The 18,411-nt window shown below is 62.2% G+C and carries 19 protein-coding genes and 1 tRNA gene; 4 read left to right on the top strand and 16 right to left on the bottom strand.

Annotated elements, in window-relative coordinates:
* Positions 1 to 57 precede the first annotated feature (57 nt).
* A complete protein-coding gene (locus KVU_RS01015) occupies positions 58 to 1,023 on the bottom strand; it encodes an aldo/keto reductase (RefSeq protein WP_014537462.1) in 966 nt (321 codons plus the stop codon).
* Positions 1,024 to 1,095: 72 nt separating this feature from the next.
* Between KVU_RS01015 and KVU_RS01010 the strand changes: the two genes are divergently transcribed.
* Entirely contained in the window at positions 1,096 to 1,485 is a 390-nt protein-coding gene (locus tag KVU_RS01010) for a helix-turn-helix domain-containing protein (protein ID WP_013383453.1), read from the top strand.
* Position 1,486: 1 nt separating this feature from the next.
* On the opposite strand, the gene KVU_RS01005 is transcribed toward KVU_RS01010, so the two are convergent.
* From KVU_RS01005 to leuC, 14 genes are all read right to left on the bottom strand, one after another.
* Complete coding sequence (locus KVU_RS01005) at positions 1,487 to 2,215, bottom strand: GntR family transcriptional regulator (RefSeq protein WP_013383452.1); 729 nt, start codon at positions 2,213 to 2,215, stop codon at positions 1,487 to 1,489.
* On the bottom strand, positions 2,216 to 3,349 hold the full coding sequence (locus tag KVU_RS01000) for a DSD1 family PLP-dependent enzyme (RefSeq protein WP_236953128.1): 1,134 nt from the start codon (positions 3,347 to 3,349) through the stop codon (positions 2,216 to 2,218).
* On the bottom strand, positions 3,330 to 5,438 hold the full coding sequence (locus KVU_RS00995; protein ID WP_013383450.1) for a hydantoinase/oxoprolinase family protein: 2,109 nt from the start codon (positions 5,436 to 5,438) through the stop codon (positions 3,330 to 3,332). Before KVU_RS00995 ends, KVU_RS01000 begins: the two co-directional genes overlap by 20 nt.
* Positions 5,439 to 5,451: 13 nt before the next feature.
* On the bottom strand, positions 5,452 to 7,197 hold the full coding sequence (locus tag KVU_RS00990) for a hydantoinase B/oxoprolinase family protein (RefSeq protein WP_013383449.1): 1,746 nt from the start codon (positions 7,195 to 7,197) through the stop codon (positions 5,452 to 5,454).
* A complete protein-coding gene (locus KVU_RS00985; RefSeq protein ID WP_013383448.1) occupies positions 7,194 to 8,012 on the bottom strand; it encodes a hypothetical protein in 819 nt (272 codons plus the stop codon). Before KVU_RS00985 ends, KVU_RS00990 begins: the two co-directional genes overlap by 4 nt.
* Positions 8,009 to 9,295, bottom strand: coding sequence for a TRAP transporter large permease (locus KVU_RS00980; RefSeq protein WP_013383447.1), 1,287 nt, complete (start codon positions 9,293 to 9,295; stop codon positions 8,009 to 8,011). The genes KVU_RS00985 and KVU_RS00980 overlap by 4 nt, the downstream gene beginning before the upstream one ends.
* Positions 9,292 to 9,912 carry a TRAP transporter small permease subunit gene (locus tag KVU_RS00975; RefSeq protein WP_013383446.1) on the bottom strand — a complete coding sequence of 207 codons (621 nt, stop codon included), beginning with the start codon at positions 9,910 to 9,912 and terminating at the stop codon, positions 9,292 to 9,294. Before KVU_RS00975 ends, KVU_RS00980 begins: the two co-directional genes overlap by 4 nt.
* Positions 9,912 to 10,964: a TRAP transporter substrate-binding protein gene (locus tag KVU_RS00970; RefSeq protein ID WP_013383445.1), complete on the bottom strand. Its 1,053-nt coding sequence runs from the start codon at positions 10,962 to 10,964 to the stop codon at positions 9,912 to 9,914. The genes KVU_RS00975 and KVU_RS00970 overlap by 1 nt, the downstream gene beginning before the upstream one ends.
* 269 nt (positions 10,965 to 11,233) lie before the next feature.
* Positions 11,234 to 11,310 (bottom strand) — tRNA-Pro (locus KVU_RS00965).
* 45 nt (positions 11,311 to 11,355) lie between these two features.
* Complete coding sequence (locus KVU_RS00960) at positions 11,356 to 12,318, bottom strand: DMT family transporter (protein WP_013383444.1); 963 nt, start codon at positions 12,316 to 12,318, stop codon at positions 11,356 to 11,358.
* 93 nt (positions 12,319 to 12,411) lie between these two features.
* Positions 12,412 to 13,515, bottom strand: a complete 1,104-nt coding sequence (leuB, locus tag KVU_RS00955) for a 3-isopropylmalate dehydrogenase (RefSeq protein WP_013383443.1) — start codon at positions 13,513 to 13,515, stop codon at positions 12,412 to 12,414.
* A 12-nt stretch (positions 13,516 to 13,527) separates the two neighbouring features.
* Positions 13,528 to 14,400 carry an endonuclease/exonuclease/phosphatase family protein gene (locus KVU_RS00950; RefSeq protein ID WP_013383442.1) on the bottom strand — a complete coding sequence of 291 codons (873 nt, stop codon included), beginning with the start codon at positions 14,398 to 14,400 and terminating at the stop codon, positions 13,528 to 13,530.
* Positions 14,400 to 15,005, bottom strand: a complete 606-nt coding sequence (gene leuD, locus KVU_RS00945; RefSeq protein WP_044008124.1) for a 3-isopropylmalate dehydratase small subunit — start codon at positions 15,003 to 15,005, stop codon at positions 14,400 to 14,402. The genes KVU_RS00950 and leuD overlap by 1 nt, the downstream gene beginning before the upstream one ends.
* Positions 15,006 to 15,016: 11 nt before the next feature.
* Entirely contained in the window at positions 15,017 to 16,426 is a 1,410-nt protein-coding gene (gene leuC / locus KVU_RS00940; protein ID WP_013383440.1) for a 3-isopropylmalate dehydratase large subunit, read from the bottom strand.
* Between the two features lie 443 nt (positions 16,427 to 16,869).
* Here leuC and rsfS point away from each other — a divergent pair, with 443 nt between their 5' ends.
* The 3 genes from rsfS to KVU_RS16080 are packed head-to-tail and all read left to right on the top strand — an operon-like array spanning position 16,870 to position 17,908.
* Positions 16,870 to 17,265 carry a ribosome silencing factor gene (gene rsfS, locus KVU_RS00935; protein ID WP_193365321.1) on the top strand — a complete coding sequence of 132 codons (396 nt, stop codon included), beginning with the start codon at positions 16,870 to 16,872 and terminating at the stop codon, positions 17,263 to 17,265.
* A 1-nt stretch (position 17,266) separates the two neighbouring features.
* The gene (rlmH, locus tag KVU_RS00930; RefSeq protein ID WP_013383438.1) at positions 17,267 to 17,734 is read left to right on the top strand and encodes a 23S rRNA (pseudouridine(1915)-N(3))-methyltransferase RlmH; all 468 of its coding nucleotides are present in this window, start codon (positions 17,267 to 17,269) and stop codon (positions 17,732 to 17,734) included.
* 3 nt (positions 17,735 to 17,737) lie between these two features.
* Positions 17,738 to 17,908 carry a hypothetical protein gene (locus KVU_RS16080; protein ID WP_013383437.1) on the top strand — a complete coding sequence of 57 codons (171 nt, stop codon included), beginning with the start codon at positions 17,738 to 17,740 and terminating at the stop codon, positions 17,906 to 17,908.
* Here the strand turns inward: KVU_RS16080 and KVU_RS00925 are convergent, their stop codons facing one another.
* Positions 17,909 to 18,370 carry a GNAT family N-acetyltransferase gene (locus tag KVU_RS00925; protein ID WP_013383436.1) on the bottom strand — a complete coding sequence of 154 codons (462 nt, stop codon included), beginning with the start codon at positions 18,368 to 18,370 and terminating at the stop codon, positions 17,909 to 17,911. It lies immediately after the preceding gene.
* Between the last annotated feature and the right edge of the window lie 41 nt (positions 18,371 to 18,411).

Here is an 18,411-nt window from a genome sequence, read left to right as displayed (position 1 = left end):
CCTATTTATTTCCGACCGTTTGGAAATAAATAATCCGAGGACCTTTTGTCAAGCCCCTCAGACACGCTGCCCCTGCACTTGGGCAGCCAGCGGCGCGAGCGTGGCCAACTCATCCGCCGTCAGTGTGATATCCAGCGCCCCAAGGTTTTCGCGCAGGCGGGCCGGCTGACGCGTGCCGGGGATCGGGATGACGGTGACCCCAAAGACGCGGGCACGGTCATGCAGCCACGCCAGCGCGATCTGGGCAGGGGACACGCCGCGCGCCGCCGCAAGCGCGCCAATCACCTGCGCCGCGCGGGTGTTCGCATCCAGATTAGCCTCGGAAAAGCGCGGGAAATGGCGGCGCGCATCATCCGCCGCCAGCGACAGCGCGCCGGTCAGCAACCCACGCCCCAGCGGTGCAAAGGGGACGATAGCGGTGCCAAGACGGGCGGCGGTGGCTGCGACCTCGGCCTCGATATCGCGCGAAAAGACCGACCATTCCGATTGCAGGGCAGCGATGGGATGGATGGCATGTGCCTCGGACAGCTCAGTGGCGCTGACCTCGCACAGACCCAGCGCGCGGACTTTGCCTGCCTGCACCAGATCCGCCATCGCCCCGATCGAATCGGCCAATGGCACGGCAGGATCGCGGCGGTGCATGTAATACAGATCGATCACCTCGACGCCGAGGCGGTGCAGCGAGGCATCGACCGCGCGGTGGATATGGGCCGGATCATTCGTCACGCCCCAATCATCAGGCGTATCAAGGCTGCGGCGATAGCCGTATTTGGTCGCGATATGGGCGCGCTTGCGGTTGTCACGCAGGAAAGGCGCCAGGAATTCCTCATTCGCGCCAACGCCATACATATCGGCGGTGTCGAAATGCGTCACGCCCAGATCCAGCGCCAGATCCAGCACGCGGCGCGAGGCATCGGGATCAGCCGCGCCGTAAAACTCGCTCATGCCCATGCAGCCCAGACCCTGCCGACCGACCAGCACGCCCTCTTTCCCCATCGGGACTTTTGCAATCATGTTCGTCATTTCACTCTCCAAATTCAGACGAACACAGCCTATAACTGCGGAGCGAACTCCACAGTCAACAGGGAAAATGCCATGCTGATCGCCGAATTTGCCCGTGAAACAGGTCTGCCGCGCGAGACTGTGCGTTTTTACGTCCGGCGCGGATTGTTGCATCCCCAGCAGGGCATCAAGGGCGGCTCGCGCCCCTATCAGATCTTTGGCGACAAAGATGTCGAGCTGGCGCGCATCATCCGCGTGCATCAGGCGCTGGGATCATCTTTGTCTGAAATCGGCGATATGATCGCGGATTATACGCAGGACGCGGACAACCCGGACCGAACCCGGACCCTGCTGTCCGACCACATCGCCCGGCTGGAACAACAGCGGCACGAGATCGACGGTATGCTGGCCTTTTTGCGCAGCAAGCTGGACTGGATGGCCCAACAAAAAGGCCCGCCACCAAAGTTTTCTGATTTCGCCTGAGCTAGCCGATCTGCGGCGGCTCTAGCCCCTCTGCCGCGACAAGGCGGCGGTCCAGCAGATAGACCAGACGGTGGTGGATAAAGCCCGCATGATCGGGCAGCAGCTTGGCCAAAGTCGGCTTATCCCGCAGGCGCACGGCCTCGATAATCGCGTCGTGCTGTTCCAAGTTCAGGCGGAATTGTTCGGCTTGATGCAGGGTTTCGGGCAGCTCGTTCGCATAGGTGTAATTCAGCACCCGCGCGACAAGCCGGTGCATTTTCAAGGCAAAATCGCGGATCAGCGAATTGCGCAACGTCTCGTGCAGGCGCATGTGGAATTCGATATTGATCTGGGTGATGAGCAGAAAATCCCGCGCCTCGACCGCAACGCGATAGCGCGCCTGAATCGCGCATAGATCGTCATACAGCTGCGGGTGATCCGGCTGCACCCGCAGCCCGAGGATGGATTCGCAAAACTGATAGGCCTCGATCAATTCACCGAAATCCTGAAATCCCAGCGGCGTGACGACCGCCCCCCCGCGCGCAGGCCGGATCTGGACGAACCCCTCGGACACAAGGCGGTTCAACGCCTCGCGCGAGGGGGTGCGGCCAAGGCCGAACTGCTCGACCAGCAGGCGTTCGTCGATCCGGCTGCCCGGCTCGATCGTCAGATCCATAATGCGATCGCGCAGCAGTTCGACCGCCAGATCGACCTGTGTGGGACTGCCCTCGGATGCGGGTTGTACTGACATCTAAAATAGCCTGCCCCGCGCGGTGACGGGCCATAGGGTTTCAACCACGCCACCCCGCACACCGACATACCAATCATGCAGATTGCAGGTCGGGTCGATATGGCCGGGAATAAGGCCGACGCGGTCGCCGATCTGCAAGATCGCATCCGGATCGACCACATTCCCATGCTCGTCCGACAAGGTGCCACAGGTCACGCCCTTTGGCCATGCAATCTGCGGCGGGCCGCAATCGGTGGCGCTGGCCTTTAGCCCCGCATCACAGACCGCCTGTCCCGGCGAGGTGCTCAGGACCGTCGCCACCACATGCAACGATTGGGCAAAACCACCCGTCTCGGCCACGCGGTTGTAATCGGCATCCATGAAGACATAAGAACCCGGCTGGATCTCAGTATAAACGCCCGAGGCTCCCTCGACGCCGTAAGTGCCCGTCCCAGCGCCCGTGACGCGATCACAGGTCAGGCCCGCTGCACGGATGGCATCGCGCGTATCCGCCGTCAGCTTGAGCGAGACCTCCAGCGCGGCGCGCCGCTCGGCCGCGTCATAGATATGCTGCGCGCGACCGAAATAGCTTTGCAGCCCCGCAAAATGCAGGTTCGGCGCCGCATCAATCGCCAGCGCCAGATCAACGGCCGGCTGCCCCGGCTGCACGCCGCAGCGATGCGAGCCGCAGTCAATCTCGACCAGCACATCCAGCGTGACACCGGCCTGCACCGCCGCCGCGCTATAGGCGGCGACCTGCACGGGATGATCCGCGCAAACCGCCAGTTTGATCCGGCCCGCAAGGGCGGCCAGCGCCGCGACTTTTGCGGGGCCGACAACCTCATTCGCGATCAGAATATCGGTGACACCGGCATCCGCCAGCGCCACCGCCTCAGAGACCTTTTGACAGCAGACCCCGACCGCGCCGCCCTGCTGCATTTGCAACAGGGCGATATCAGCCGATTTATGCGTTTTCGCATGGGGACGCAGGGCCACCCCCATCTGCGCGGCATAGGCCTTCATCCGCGCGATATTCGCGTCAAACACGTCCAAGTCGATGACCAGCGCGGGCGTGTCCACCATCGCTGCCGGATCGCCGATACGGGCGGGGGCGGCAACGACGTGGGGCAGGATGTCAGGCATATTCAACGTCACTTCGCTCGCTCTTGGTGCTGCCAGCTTGTTGCGGCAACGTGATGATAATCGCACCGCCTGCGGCCATTTCGGCAACGGCGCCGGGCGGCACCAGCGTTGTTGCATCGGGGTCAGTGATGATGCAAGGGCCGGTGATACGCTGCAGTGCCGGGCGGGGCACAACGGGCGCATCCAGCCAACCGGTTTGCGGCCCGAACCACGCGCGCTGGGACGTCTGGGTGCCGCTGCCGACCAGCCGCCGTTTCGCCATATCGACCTGCCCGACGGGCAGCGCATAGGCGACCTCGATCGCGGTGAAACGCACCGGCTCGTCCTCGGGCGCGGTGAACTTAAAGATGCGGTCATGCTCGGCGACAAAGGCCGCGCGCACGCGGGCTGCATCCAAGGTTGCAGGATCACCCAAATGCACCAGCAGATCCGAGGATTGCCCCGCATAGCGCATCCGCGCCGTGGCGGTCAGGCGACCACCGGGGCTTTGCGCCTCGGCCTCGGCCTGCTGCGCCATTTCGGACAGTTGGCTGCGCGCATGGGCGACGGTATCTTCGGAAACACTTGCGCGATAGCTGCGGGATTTGTGGATCTCGACCTCGGCGCACAGCAGGCCCAGCGCCGAGAACACCCCCGGTGCGGGCGGCACGATGACTTTCGGACAACCCAGCGTCTGCGCAATGCCCGCCGCGAACAGCGGGCCGTTGCCGCCAAAAGCGAACAGGGCAAAGTCGCGCGGGTCCTGACCCCGTTCGGTCGTCACCGCGCGGATGGCTTGGATCATCGTGACGCAGGACAGGGTAAAGACACCATGCGCCGCAGCCTCGGGCGTCATGCCCAGCGGACCTGCAAGTTGCGCCTGTGCCGCCTGCATCGCCAGATCGCGCTGCAAGATCATCTCGCCGCCAGCGATAGAGTTTTCGTTCAGATAGCCCAGCACAAGGTTGCAGTCGGTCACCGTCAGCTCGGTGCCGCCGCGGCCATAGCAGGCAGGGCCGGGGTTCGATCCAGCCGAGCGCGGGCCGACCTGCGGCACGCCCGCCGCATCCAACGCAATGATCGAGCCGCCACCCGCGCCCACCTCGGCCAGATCAATCGCGGGCACGCGCAGAGTGAAGCCGCCGCCCGACAGCAGACGTTCGACCTGCAGGACATGGCCGCCGACCTGAAACTCGGTCGCTTTGCCCGGAGTGCCGTTTTCGACCAGCGCGGCCTTGGCCGTGGTGCCGCCGATATCTAGCGTGATGACGGTCGGCGTGCCGCCCGCCTTACCGACGATGGACGCGCCGACTACGCCTGCCGCAGGGCCGCTTTCGATAATATGGATCGGCTGCTCGGCCGCGACAGAGGCGGGCGTCAACCCGCCATTCGATTGCATGAAGAACAGCGGCGCGTTGATCCCCTGCACCTCCATCAACTGCATCAGCCGTGCGACATAATCCTTTAGGATCGGCTGCACATAAGCATTGATCACCGTGGTCGAGGTGCGGGGATATTCCCCCTCCTCGGGCAGCAGTACATGGCTGAGCGAGAGGTGAACCTCGGGCCACATCTCGCGCACGATTTCTCCCACACGGATTTCATGCGCGGGATTGGCATAGGAATTGATCAGGCAGACGGCGACGGAAGTCACGCCCTCGGCCTTGAGGAATTCCACTGCCTCGCGGACATCCGCCTCGTTCAGCGGCTCCATTTCCGCGCCATCGGCCAGAATGCGGCCCGTCACCACGCGGCGGCGGCGGCGGCGCACCAGCGTCTCAGGCTTGTCCCAGTCCTGATCATAAAGGCGCGGCATCCGCAGATCGCGGATTTCCAGCACATCGCGAAAACCGCGCGTGGTGATCAGGCCGGTGCGCGCGCCGGTGCGTTCTAGCAGCGTGTTCGACCCCAGCGTCGTCGCGTGCAGCACCTGCCCCACATCCGCCGCCGCAATCCCGGTGCGCGCCAGCAGGCGGTTCACGCCCTCGGCAATCGCGACGGTGTAATCCTCGTGGGTTGTTAGGGTCTTGAACGTATGCAGATCGCCCGCAGCATCCTCGAGGATAAAGTCCGTAAAGGTGCCGCCGATATCAAACGCCAGACGGCATTTTCCGTTTTCCATGGGTCTTGTCCTTTCAGGCGGCGCGCAGCAGGGCGCGGCGAGCGGTGGTTGCATCCAGATCGACGCCCGCATCAGTCAAAATAACGCCGTAGATATCGCGCGCGGTTTCAACCGAGCAGTAATCGTCCAGCCAGTCCTCGAACACGGCGGCGGGGTCACGCTCTAGCGGATCGCCATAGCCCCCACCCGAGGGCAAATGGTGCGTGAACACATCGCCCTTGCGCATCGTCATGGTGAATTTGGAGGTCAGCTTTGCCGCCGCGCCATTGACGGTCATGATATTGATACCAAAGGCACCATCATGGCCGCCATCCAGGCCGTAAGGCGCATGGGATTGGCGATCGGCCCGCACCGAAAGGGTGGCCTCGTCCTCTAGCAGCATCCAGTCGCGGCGCATGGCGGTGCCGCCGCGATATTTGCCCGCGCCTGCACTGTCATCAACGAATTCGTTGACGGTCACGATCAGGGGATTCTCGCTTTCGACCGTCTCGGTGGAATAGGACGCCATATTGGCGAACATGGTGGTGTTGCCCTCTAGCCCGTCTTTCCACGGACGCGCGCCCCAAGCGGCAGAGACAAAGTCCACAAAGATGAACGGCTTACGCTCGGCGGTATAGCCGCCAATCGAGACATTGGTATTGCCGCCGTCGCCGCAGGCGAAAACGCGCCCCGGTGCAAGTTTCGCCAGCGCGCCAAAGGCGCAATCGGCAAGGCGGAATCCGGTCAGGCCGCGTGCGGCGCAGGCGGCAGGCATCAGCGCATTGGTGATCGTGCCCGGGGGGGCGATTACCTCGACCGCGCGGAAACAGCCGTCGTTATTGGGGGCACCATCGCCCAGCACGGTTTTCACGGCGGTAAAGGCCGCTGCGGCCGTGTAGGAATAGGTATTGTTGATCGCGCCTTTGACCTGCGGCGCAGATCCCGTCCAGTCGACGACCATCTTATCGCCCGTCTTGCGCACGGTGCAGACCAGCTTGATCGGCTTGCCGATATCGACGCCATCATCGTCGATATAATCGACAAAGGTCGCCTCGCCATCGGGCAGTCGCTTTAGCGCCTCGCGGGTCAGGATTTCGGAATAGTTCAGCAGGTCATCGACCAGCCGCATGAAGTTCGCGCGGCCATGGCTGCGCACCAAGGCTTGCAACCCCTGATCGGCGATGCGGCAGGCGGCCAGTTGGCCGCGCAGATCGCCGTCCAGACGTTCGGGCATACGCACATTGGCGCGCAGCATGGCCATCAGGGTCGCATCCTCGACCCCTTTGCGGAACAGCTTCAGGGGCGGGATACGGATGCCCTCTTGGAAAATCTCGGTGCTGTCAGCGGCATTCGATCCGGCGACGCGACCGCCAACGTCGGTGTGGTGACAGACGGCGCAGCACCAGGCGACGATCTGATCCTCGACGAAGACCGGTTTGAAGATGAAGATATCCGGCAGGTGCATCCCGCCCGAATAGGGGTCGTTCATCACCAGAATATCGCCATCGACAATCGGTTCGACCATGGCGGCGATGCTGGCTTTCAGCGCGACGGGGATCGAACACAGGTGACCGGGCAGCGACAAGCCTTGGGCGGCAAGGCGCCCCTCGCGGTCACAAATCGCGGTCGAGTAATCCATGATATTCTTCAGCACGCCCGAATAGGCGGTGCGGAAAATGGTCAGCGCCATTTCATTCGCGATGCCGGTAATGGCATGGCGGAACAGTTGAAAGGCAATCGGGTCCGCAATCTGGGGTGCGGTCTGAGGCCCATGTGTCATGTGGTCTCCTTTGGTGTCAGGTAAAGGCGCAAGCCCACCACCGCGCCCGAGACGGCAAGCGACGGCAGGAATGCAAGAAAGCAGGCGGCAAGACCGCCGGTGAAAGGCGTCAGCAGCGCAAAGCTGGCGACATAGGCAACAAGGCCGGGCATCGCCAGCCGCGCCGATTGATAGGTGGCGGCCGCATTCAGCGTGCCAGAGGATTTCATGCCGATGGTCAGAAAGATCATCGCCAAGGGTAGCGCGACCAGAACGGCGCTGCCGCGCGGACCGATCAGGCGGCTGACCACCGTCAGCAGCAGCACCATCGCCGCCGCTTGCAGCGCCACCCGCCACGCCCCACTGCCGGGACGCTGGACGCGGGCGGATATGGGAAAGCGGGCATTGATCGGAAAGACCAGATGCGACAACAGCAGAGCGGCCACCCCAAAGCTGAGGCTAGCAGGCAGCGGCCAAGGCTCTGCCCCGCCCGAGAGCGTCCATGCCACCACCAGCCAGGCGGCCAGCGACACGCCAAGCAGTGCGGGCAGCGGCAAGCGGTTATAAAAGCGGCCCGTAACGACGATAAAGGTCAGCACGGCGGGCATGGTCTGCGCGCTGCGCAGGCCGACCTCGATCAGAAAATCGGGGCCAACCACGCCAGCCATCGCCAGATAGCCTGCGGCAAAGACCACCGGCAGGCCTATGACCATCGCAACGACCGGTGGCGGCGCGCCGTCGACGCTTTTGACCATGGCCCAGACGGCAATGCCGCAGGCCAAGGCCTTGACCGCCGCGATGCCGATCTCGGCACCTGATGGCAGCAGCGAGATCACTGCGCCAGCCCCGGCAGGAACAGTGCGATCGCCGGAAATGCGATCATGATCGCAATCGCCAGCAACAATGTCGCGACAAAGGGCATAACACCCCGGATCACGTCCGAGATCGGGCCCTTGTCGCGCACGCCTTGGATGACGAACAGGTTCACCCCCACCGGCGGCGTGATCAGCGCGGTTTCGACCAGCATGATGACCAGAATACCGAACCACACGGGATCATAGCCAAGGCTGACGATGACGGGCGTGAAAATCGGCACTGTCGCCACCATCAGCGACAGCGTTTCCATGAACAGGCCGACCACCAGATAGAACGCCACGATGATCATCAGCGTCTGGAACGGGCTGAGCGCGAGCGCATCAAAGAACGCCGTCACAATCCGCGTCAGGCCGATGGCGCCAAAGACATAGTTCAGGAAATAGGCGGCGGCGATGATCGCCATCAACATACCCGTGGTGCGGATCGTGCCGGTCAGCGCGGCCTTGATCATCGGGATCGACAAGGTGCGGCCCAGCGCGGCGATGAACAGCGCGCCGATGATGCCCAGCGCCGCCGCCTCGGTCGGGGTGGCCCAACCGGCATAGATACTGCCGACCACCAGCATAAAGATGAACAGCGGCGGGATCAGATGCGGCAGGCTCGTCAACCGCTCGCGCCACGTCACAATGACCGGATGTCCGCCCAGTTCCGGCTTGATCAGACAAGCTACCACAACCGTCAGGCTGAACAGCACCGCAAGGCCAAGGCCCGGAATGATCCCAGCCAGATAAAGTGCCGGGATCGAGGTATTCGTCATCGCGCCATACAAGATCAGATTGATCGAGGGCGGGATCAGAATCCCCAGCGTCCCCGCCGCCGCCAGCGAGCCCAGAAACAACGGCTCGCTATAGCCGTATTTCTTCGCCTCGGGGATGGCAGTGGTGCCAACGGTGGCAGCGGTTGCGACCGAGCTGCCCGAGGTTGCGGCAAACAGGGTCGAGGTGCCGATATTGGCGTGGATCAGCCCGCCGGGCAGCCATGTCAGCCAACCCGCCATTGCGCCATACATGCGCCCTGCAACGCCGGACCGCAAAAGGATCTCGCCCATCAGCACGAACAGCGGCACGGCAACCAGCACCGCATCGTTCATCGACTGCCACGAGATGTTTCCCATACCGCGCGTCGCGGGCATAAATGCGAACAGCTCGGACAGGACAATGCCCGTCAGACCCAGCGCTGCGGCCACCGGAATGGACAGGAACAGCAGCGCGAACAGGCAGATAAGTGTTACAGCAATGATCATGTGCGATGCTCCTCGCCCAGCGCGTTTGCGGTCAGTTCGACCTCTTCGGCGAGTTCTTCTTCGGCGCTGCGCAGACCGATCAGCGCGACAGCCGTGGCGCGATCACCCAACAGCAGCGCGACGATGGCGCGTGCCAGCAGCGTCATGGCGGTGACGACAAACAGCGCGATCCCTGCAAACCAGATGGATTGCGGCACCCATAGGATGACCGACAGCGAACTGATCGAGCGTGATTGCAGCCCGATGCTGCGCCCCAGCAGATGCTGCGCATAGAACAGCATCGTGCCGAAAAACACGATCACCCCCAGCATCGCCAGCACATCCAGCGCCGATTGCAGGCGTCGCCCAACGCGCGCATGGATCACATCGATACGGATATGGCCGCGATGCAGCAGCGTTTCAGTAAAGGCGATGGCACCGACAATCGCCAGCATATAGCCGCCAAGCTCGTCCAGCCCGGCGAAACTATGGTTCATAAAGCGCCGCATGAGGACTTCGACCAGAACAGCGAATGAAAAGACGAGCAGCCCGCCCCCGCCGATCCAAATACCGGCAGAGGACAAGGTGCGCAGCCCGGCCAAAAGGCGGTCGAGCCCACGCGCGAGCGAGGCGGTCATCACGGCAGCGCAGCCTCGATACCGATGGCGGCGCCAACGGTGCCATTCCATTCGGCCACGCAATCCGCACCGCAGCGCGACGCCCAGTTCGGCAGCACGGCCGCTTGCACGATTTCCGCCGCACGGGCCGCATCCGCGTCACTGACCGGAACCACGGTCATCGAAGCCGAAACGCCAAGGTTGCATTCGCCGCCGGCCGAGCAGGACAGAGCGTCCAGATCCTGGACGATTTGCGCTTCCCAAGCCTCGGCCTCGAGAATGCCGTATTGTTCGGTCAAAAACGCCTGCACTTCGGGGCTGAAGCCATCCCAAGCGTCTTTGTTCGCCGCCCAGAACACCATCGACCAGCCGACGTTCAGCGGAAAGACCGATTGCGTAACCTCGAACCAGCGGGCGGTATTTCCCGAGGATGTGCCCGTCACCGCGCAATCCGCGACGCCGCGTTGCAGGGCGGGGATCACCTCGACGAAGGGCATTGTGACGGTGGTGCCACCGACAGCATTCACGAAATCCGAGGTGGTTGCATTGAACACGCGGATCTTTTTGCCCGCCAGATCGTCCAGACCGCTGATCACATCACGGCACCAGAACACTTGGCTCGGCAGCGGGGCAAGGCCCAGCAGGTGAACGTTGAAACGCTCGGACAGCACATCGGCCAGCACGCCGCGATAGGCGTCGGTCGCAAGGCGCGCGTCCGCGTTGGTCAAGGTGACGCCCGACAGGTCCAGCGCCTCGAAACGGGGGTCATCGCCTGCCATATAGCTGATGTTCTGCGACGCGATTTGCAGCGTGCCGTCTTGTAGCAGCGCCAGCAGCTCGGGGCCGCGCAGACCGGCCAGATCATGCGGGATCGCCTCGATACGAACCAGATCGCCCGCGGCTTCGGCAAAGGGGCCGGTGTAAAAGGCCTCTTCCATCCCCCACAAATAAAGGTTCGACGTATAGCCGATGGCGCGAATCTCGGTCTGCGCGACGGCAGGCAGGCCCATCGCACCCAGCGCACCGGCGGCCAGCGCCGTGGCCCGCAGTGCGGTCTTTGCACGTTTAAACATGGCATTCCCTCTCTGTTGATGCCCGGCTTTTTGCCGGTTGTCCGTATTTGCGGCGGCTTGATCACAGCAAATATACGATAAATATATTTGAGAGGGCGCAGGTCAGCGCATGCAACAAAAACCTGCGAAATGCGCGGCAGGCATCAGGCGCGGAACGCAAACCCGCCTAGGATTTGGTCAGTGCGCTTAAATTTGCGAAGATCATGAAACGGCAACCACCGGCAAAACAGCGATGTTGCGTAGGGTATGATTCTGAGAAATCGGGAAAATGGTCGGAGCGAGAGGATTCGAACCTCCGACCCCCTGCTCCCGAAGCAGGTGCGCTACCAGGCTGCGCTACGCTCCGACCGTGGCGCGAGAGGTAGCGCCGGCATACGCAAAACGCAAGAGGCTATTCCCCGTTTTTCGTAAGGTTAACTGGCTGATCAGTGACGCTAGGTCGCAAAAGCGTGCCGGTATCGGCGCGCATCTTGGTGCGCAGCACAGGGTGATTGTCGGATGCGTCGCTGCGCCCCTCGCGCACGACAATATAGATGCCCGAGCCGATAATGATCAGCGTGCCAACGGTTGTCCAAAAATCCATCGTCTCGCGAAAGATCAGATAGCCAAAGACCGAGGCCCAGATGATCTGCGAATATTGCATCGGGGCGACCACCACCGCCTCGCCATGTTTATAGGCCTGAATGCTGAACAGCCCGCCCATCAGGCCCAGCGCAGCCATCAGCGCGAACAGGCCCAGATGTGTGATCGGCATTGGCTGATACACAAAGGGCAGCGCCGCCCCCATAACGATAAAGTTGCCAAACAGCGGATAGAGCAGCAGGACGACCGGCCGTTCCTTGCTGCCGACCTTGCGCAAAGTGATCGCCGACAACGCACCGCACAGCGCACCGATCAAGGCGGCGGCATGGCCCAGCCCGAGTTCTGCCGTGCCCGGACGCACGACAACGAGCACGCCGAACAGCCCCACGCCAACCGCGATCCAGCGGCGCATCCGCACCCGCTCGCCCAGAAAGGGCACCGACAGAATCGTGATGATCAGCGGTGTCGCAAAGATGATCGCGTAAACTTGGGTCAGCGGCAGCGCGGTAAAGGCGTAGAACACCGTCAGCCCCGACACGATCCCCGTGCCTGTGCGCAGCGCCACCCAGCCCGGATGCACCGGCTTTAACGTTCCGGGGCGCGGGTCTTGCACCAGCATCAGCAAGGCCAGCGGAAAGCTGAACATGACCGAGAAAAAGATCAGCTGCGGCGTCGCATAGATGCCCCCCATCGCCTTTACGATCACATCATGCGTTGCAAAAATGGCAAATGCGATCAGCGCCAGCACCGCGCCCTTGGCGTTCGAGCCCATGCATCCCTCGGGGGTTTTGAAATGAAAAACCGGGGCGGCAAAACCACCCCGGCCAAAGACTTAGCCTGTAACGTCAGGCCGGTAACGTCAATGTTAGTGCAAGCTTTCTAGCGCCGCAACAATCGCATCACCCATTTGCGAGGTAGAAATCGCAGTGCCGCCAGCCGGGCCCAAAAGGTCGGCGGTGCGCAGCCCATCGGCCAGCACTTTCTCGACAGCGGCCTCGAGTTTGTCGGCCTGATCACCCAGATTGAACGAATAGCGCAAAGCCATGCTAAAGCTGAGGATACAGGCGATCGGGTTCGCCTTGCCCTGCCCCGCGATATCGGGGGCCGAGCCGTGCACCGGCTCGTACATCGCGCGGGGATACCCATTGGGGCCGGTCGCGCCAAGGCTGGCCGAAGGCAGCATCCCAAGGCTGCCGGTCAGCATCGCCGCCGCATCCGACAGGATATCGCCGAACAGATTGTCGGTCAGGATCACATCGAACTGCTTTGGCGCGCGCACCAACTGCATTGCGCCGTTGTCGGCATACATATGCGACAGGGTGATATCGGGATATTCCTCATCGCGGATCTTTTGCGCCACTTCGCGCCACAGAATCCCGGCCTCCATCACATTGGCCTTCTCCATCGAACAGACGCGGCTGCCGCGCTGGCGGGCAAGGTCGAAAGCGGCGCGGGCGGCGCGGGCGATCTCGGATTCGGTATAGCGGTGGGTGTTGATGCCGACGCGCTCGTTGCCTTCGGTGAAAATGCCGCGCGGCTCGCCGAAATAGACGCCGGAGGTCAGTTCCCGCACGATCATAATATCAAGACCGGCGACAACCTCGCGTTTGAGGGACGAGAAATCCGCCAGCGCGTCAAAGCACTGCGCCGGACGCAGGTTCGCATAAAGATCAAGCTCTTTGCGCAGCTTCAGCAGGCCGCGCTCGGGCTTGACGGAAAAATCCAGCACATCATATTTCGGGCCGCCCACGGCGCCCAGCAGCACAGCATCGGCGGCAAGCGCCTTTGCCAGCGTTTCATCGGCCAGCGGCGTGCCATGCACATCATAGGCGGCACCGCCGACCAGATCCTCGGTCACGTCAAAGCTAGTGCCATGCGCGTCGAACCAAGCGATGACTTTGCGCACTTCGGCCATGACTTCGGGGCCAATACCGTCACCGGCGAGGATCAGCAAACTGGGGTTAGACAAGAGAAGCTCCTTTCAGGGCACGTCAGCAATATCAATATAAACAAGGGAATGGGCACCAAAGGCGGCGTTATCATGGGGGATAACGCCTGCACCGGCGACCAGAATTTCTGCGGCGGGCAGGATGTAATCCACCCGCAGCGCGCCGATGGGGTCCGGCCAATGGGCGGTCGGCTGGCCCGCCAAAGGGTCTTGCAGACGCGAATCTGCTAGCAGGCTCGCCATCACCGCGCGATCCCCCGCCCCCGCAGCGGGGTCGAGGTTTGGCTTGCCGATCAGCACGAAACGCCCCTCGATCAGCGCGGCGGCCTGCGCAATCTCGGCGGCGTTTCGGGTCTCATTGCCAAAGGCGGGCGTGGTCGCGGCAAAGGCAATCACATCAAGCGGGCCCAATGGCACCACCCATAGCCCGCTGGAGGCAAGGCGACCCTGATCAGCCGTGTGGTCGCGCAGATCGCCCGTCAGCGGCAGGCGCGACAGCAGCGCCATCGCCCCCTCGCCATAAAAGCGGCCCCAGCCATAGGCATCCTCGGCCTCGCCCAAGCGGCCGTTGCCGTTCAGATCTTGGCCACTGGGCAGGCCTCGATTGGTCGCTTGCGCGATCCGCAGCGGATAATCCGCCCCGCGTGCGGCCAGCAGATCGGCAAAAGCCCCCAGCGCCGCGCCCCCTGCATCATAGTCGAAACTGGTCAGCAGCAGCACATCGGCCTTTGCCGCCACGATCGCATCCACCACAGCCAGAATATCATCGCTTTCGCGCAGGATATCCCGCAGCAGCAGACCGGGGCCGTCCCGCGTCAGATCGACATCCCAGCTCGCCAAACGGGTATCGGCCAAGGCACTGCCCGCCATGGCGGTGATCCCCAGTATGGCGAGCGGAAAACGCATCAGACCCAGGGCCGCTCGGCGTTTAGCTTTGCCTCGTAATCGGCGATGGACAGGGATTTCTCCAGCGTCAGGCCGATGTCATCCAGCCCGTTCACCAGACAATGTTTGCGAAACGCATCCATCTCAAAGGCGATGACCTGCCCGTCCGAGGTGGTCACCGTCTGCGCCTCGAGATCCACCGTGATACGGGCATTCGCGCCCTTTTCGGCATCATCCATCAGGATATCGACCATCTCTTGCGGCAGGGTGATCGGCAGGATGCCGTTCTTAAAGCAGTTGTTGTAAAAGATATCGGCAAAGCTGGTCGAGATCACGCAGCGGATGCCAAAATCCAGCAGCGCCCAAGGCGCGTGTTCGCGCGATGAGCCGCAGCCAAAGTTATCCCCCGCAACGATAATCTCGGATGCGCGATAGGCAGGCTTGTTCAGGATGAAATCAGGGTTTTCATTGCCGGCCGCGTCATAGCGCATCTCGTCAAAGGCATGGACGCCCAGGCCCGAGCGCTTGATCGTCTTTAGAAACTGTTTGGGGATGATCATATCGGTGTCGATATTCACCAGCGGCATGGGCGCGGCGATCCCGGTCAGGCGCGTAAACTTATCCATCATCTTTCCCCTTATTCAGCGGGCAGGAAATCGCGCACATCGGTCAGACGACCGGTGATTGCGGCGGCGGCGGCCATGACGGGCGACATCAGATGCGTGCGCGAGCCGCGCCCCATCCGCCCCTCGAAATTGCGGTTCGACGTCGCGGCGCAGCGCTCGCCTGGGCCCATCTGGTCGGGGTTCATGCCAAGGCACATCGAACATCCCGCCAGACGCCATTCAAAGCCTGCGTCCTTAAAGATATCGGCCAGTCCCTCTTCCTCGGCCTGCAGTCGCACAAGGCCCGAGCCGGGAACAACCATACCGCGCACGCCCTCGGCCAGCTTGCGGCCTTTCAGGACGGAGGCGGCGGCGCGCAGATCTTCGATCCGGCCGTTGGTGCAGCTGCCGATAAAGACGGCGTCGATCTTGATGTCTTCCAGACGCTGGCCGGGCTCTAGGCCCATGTAATCCAGACTGCGGCGGGCAGCGTCGATCTTGCCGCCCTCGAAATCCTCGGGTGCAGGCACGGCGCTGGTGATGGGCAGCACATCCTCGGGCGATGTGCCCCAGGTGACGACGGGGGCGATATCCTCGCCGCGGATGGTCACGACCTTGTCGAAATGGGCGCCCTCGTCTGTGAACAGAGTCTTCCACCACGCGACAGCTTTGTCCCAATGTTCGGCGGCAGGCGCATGGGGGCGACCTTTGACATAGGCAAAGGTCGTCTCGTCCGGCGCGATCAGGCCGGCGCGTGCGCCGCCCTCGATCGCCATATTGCAGACGGTCATGCGGCCTTCCATCGACAGGCTGCGAATCGCCTCGCCGCAGTATTCGATGACATGGCCGGTGCCGCCCGCAGTGCCCGTCAGGCCGATCACCGCCAGCGTGATATCTTTGGCCGTGACACCGGGGCGCAGCTTGCCGGTGATTTCGACCTTCATATTTTTGGATTTCTTCTGGATCAGCGTCTGGGTCGCCAGCACATGCTCGACCTCGGATGTGCCGATGCCATGCGCCAGCGCGCCGAATGCACCATGCGTCGCGGTATGGCTGTCGCCGCACACAATGGTCATGCCGGGCAGCGTCCAGCCCTGCTCGGGCCCGATAATATGAACGATTCCCTGACGGATATCGTTCACCGGATAATAGACCACGCCAAATTCGCGCGCGTTTTTATCCAGCGCATCGACCTGAATACGCGATTCTTCGTTCTCGATCCCCTTGGCGCGGTCCCAGGTGGTCGGCACGTTGTGATCGGGCACAGCGATCGTCTTTTCAGGCGCATGCACCTTGCGGCCCGCCATGCGCAGGCCTTCGAACGCCTGCGGGCTGGTCACTTCGTGAACCAGATGGCGGTCGATATACAGCAGACAGGTGCCGTCATCCGCCTGATGTGCGACATGGGCATCCCAGATTTTATCATAGAGTGTCTTGGACATAGGTATCTCTTGCATTGCTAAGCAGCGTCCGGCGGTGCCGGCGCGAATGGGCTGTCAAAAGACGGCAGGGCGCATGGGGCGGGCTGTGCAGCAGCAGCCCACCCGCGCGATCAAAGTCGCGCGAGGACCGATTGGGTCACGCCAAAGAAACGCCCCGGAAGGCGCTGGCGGTCATGAATGTCAAAATACACGAAGCCTTGCATGTCGCCCTGCCTACACCTTTGCAAATCTTCCTTCAAGGGACATTCTTCTTTTCATTAATTGCGCAAGTCCATTTGGGTGGTCAGCATCCATTGAGATTCCCCACCCGCCCTGCTATATTAATTGTAATGCCCCGCGCCGTGGCTAACCGGCGTGCCGCCCGAGAGGACAATGACCCTAATTACCCGCAATTCGCGCCCGACGATGATCTGCATGAGCGCGCCCGCGCAAAAGGTGACGCAATGACTGCGCCCCTCATGCCCGAAAACGCCCCCGCAGCCCCGCGCGATTACACATCGGCCCAGCTTTTGGATGCCGTTATGGCGTCGCTTGACGACGACAAAGCCGAAGAAATCGTGCAGATTGATCTGCGCGGCCGCTCCTCTATGGGCGATTATATGGTGATCGCATCGGGTCGTTCGACCCGTCAGGTCGCCTCGATCGCCGAAAAACTCGCCGACCGGCTCAAGCAGGATTTCTCGATCCTGTGCAAAATGGAAGGCCGCGAGGCCGCCGATTGGGTGCTGATCGATACGGGCGATATCATCGTCCATATCTTCCGCCCCGAAGTGCGCGAGTTCTATCAGTTGGAAAAAATGTGGATGCCGGGCGCGCCGGGGCCTGACAAGTTCCGCTGATATGCGTGTGACCATCGCCGCCGTGGGCCGCTTGCGTAGCGGCCCCGAAAAGGCGCTGATCGACGACTATCTCACCCGTTTTGAACGCACAGGTCGCGCGCTTGGCCTTGGCCCCGCCCAACTCCTCGAAGTCGAGGATAAAAAGGGCGGCGGCATGCCCGCCGAGGCGCAATTGCTGGCAAAAGCGATCCCGGCAGGCAATGTGCTGATCACGCTGGACGAGCGGGGCGAGGTTTTATCCTCGCCCGATTTCGCCCAAAGGCTGGCGGGGTATCGCGACAGCGCACGTGATGTTACATTCGTCATCGGCGGCGCGGACGGGATCGACCCCAGCCTTCGCGCGCAGGCGCAGATGTCCATCTCCTTTGGCAAAATGGTCTGGCCACATATGTTGGTGCGGGTCATGCTGACGGAACAGCTTTACCGGGCCGCCGCCATCTTGGCCGGCACCCCCTATCACCGAGTATAAGTCATGCCCGATTATTCGAAACAATACAGCGGCAGCACCCCAAAGGGTCAGCCCCGCCACCAAGAGCACAACCAGCACGGCGGCAAGGAAAAGCCCTTTGGCGCCCGCGAGACCAAGGCTGAACTTCTCGCCCGCATGAAAGCTGCGGCCGAGAAGAACAAAAAAGCCGAGTGATTAAGACAGCGTCTTTTCCATAAAGACCGAATGCGGGCCTTCGGCGTAATCGCCGAACGGCCCGCAAATCGTATATCCAACCCGTTTATACAACCGATGCGCCGCATGCAGCGTGTCGCCGGTTTCCAGCTTGAGCATCTTCAGCTTGCGCGCGCGGGCGCGCCCCTCCAGCGTTTCCATCAGTGCAGCGCCCACGCTTTTGCCGCGGGTGTTGGGATCGACCCACAGCGATTTCACCTCGCCATATTCGCCCTTGTCGGCCAGCGCCACGCAACCCAGCGCACCGGTATCGTCATAGGCCATCAAAAAGGTGATCGCGGGATCAGCGGCCAAAGCCTCGATAGGCAGAAAATAGTTATCCTCGGGCGGATAAAGACTGCGCAGGTAATTCTGGCTGGCAGTCAACAGGCGGCGGCCATCTGCCGATAGCGGGTCTGCTTTACGAATGGAAATGGCGATCATTTGGGCCTCTCACTTGACTCTGCCTGCCTCGGCCAGCCAAA

The sequence above is a fragment of the Ketogulonicigenium vulgare WSH-001 genome, assembly GCF_000223375.1.
Taxonomy (GTDB): domain Bacteria; phylum Pseudomonadota; class Alphaproteobacteria; order Rhodobacterales; family Rhodobacteraceae; genus Ketogulonicigenium; species Ketogulonicigenium vulgare.
This window is presented reverse-complemented; position numbering and strand designations above follow the sequence as displayed.